This window comes from Allorhizobium undicola ORS 992 = ATCC 700741, assembly GCF_000621665.1.
Classification (GTDB): Bacteria; Pseudomonadota; Alphaproteobacteria; order Rhizobiales; family Rhizobiaceae; genus Allorhizobium; species Allorhizobium undicola.
The window spans coordinates 1-1132 of sequence record NZ_KK211328.1; the positions used below are offsets into that span (position 1 = coordinate 1).

Annotated in this window: 2 protein-coding genes; one reads left to right on the forward strand and one right to left on the reverse strand. The window is 57.0% G+C overall.

The window, feature by feature from the left end; genetic code table 11:
* On the forward strand, positions 1 to 318 hold a 318-nt coding region (locus T424_RS21605; RefSeq protein WP_037068366.1), incomplete at its 5' end, for an ISAs1 family transposase.
* Between the two features lie 259 nt (positions 319 to 577).
* Here T424_RS21605 and T424_RS0119370 read toward each other — a convergent pair.
* Complete coding sequence (locus T424_RS0119370) at positions 578 to 964, reverse strand: hypothetical protein (RefSeq protein ID WP_027489175.1); 387 nt, start codon at positions 962 to 964, stop codon at positions 578 to 580.
* Between the last annotated feature and the right edge of the window lie 168 nt (positions 965 to 1132).

The window sequence follows — 1132 nt, forward strand, 5'->3', positions numbered from 1 at the left end:
ATCGAGCCCGACGGGCGCAAGACCCACCATCTCAGACATTTCCTGCTCTCCAGGGAAATCAGTGCCGAGGCTTTCCTGCGGGTAGTCAGGGCGCACTGGACGATCGAAAACCAGTTACACTGGGTACTCGACGTAGCCTTCTGTGAAGATGCGGCCCGTAATCGCAAAGACAACGGCCCGCAAAACCTCTCTATCTTGCGAAAACTCGCACTCAACATCATCCGCCAGCACCCAGACAAAGCATCCATCCGACGAAAAATCAAAAAAGCGGGATGGGACGATCAGTTCCTCATCTCAATGATCGCTCATATGCAATAGCCCTGCCCTCAAAGGGGGAGATCGGCAAGATCAAGGCCCTGACTAAATTCCTGAAAAAGACCGTCATCACACCTATTCATTGAAGAATGGCGCTTTGTCCGTATTGCAATCTCCCCCAATGAGGGGGAGATGCCTGGCAAGGCAGAGGGGGTATGCCACCGGACATACTTCAGCGTCGTGTACTGTGGGGTCTTCCTTTTTCGAATATCTCAAGCCACCGGCGCGGTTGAGATATTCGAAATCCCTTCAAGCCTTGGGGTCAGACAAACTGGCTGAGGCCCGGAACGGAGGCGACCACCTCGTCAACGGTATCGTTACCGGCATGTTCACGGGCAATGGCCATGGTCTCGCGCGCCAGCGCGGTGATTTCGCCCATGCCGAGGCCAAGGCTCATCAATTGCTGGCCAAGCCCCATGATGCCGCCGCCCATGGCGCTCATCAACCCGCTCAGCAGGCCGCCGCTCTTGCCCTCGCCATTGTGCTGGGCCACCAGTTCCGGCGCGCCGGGCATGGCTTCGATCATCCGTGCCACCGCGCCGTCATCGGCCTCGCGCTGCAAGAAGCCCAGCATCATGCCAAGGGCCTTTTCGGCCACATCCGGGGCAATGCCGACATTCTCGGAAATGCGGGTGACGATTTCACTCATGATCTTCCTCCAGTTTTTACGTTGACGTCAACGTAAACCAACCTGCGTCCCGACTCAAGGGGCGACCACGCCCTTCTACCCCGTTCTTTCCCCCCATGACAGTCATGCCCCAAGCCGCATGTCGTCATCGCAAAACCGCTCCACACTTTTGGCAACGACATGCTTTTT

Bases quoted from the DNA above. Each gene is read 5' to 3' on its own strand.
- T424_RS0119370 (WP_027489175.1), bottom strand. From the start codon at position 964: ATGAGTGAAATCGTCACCCGCATTTCCGAGAATGTCGGCATTGCCCCG.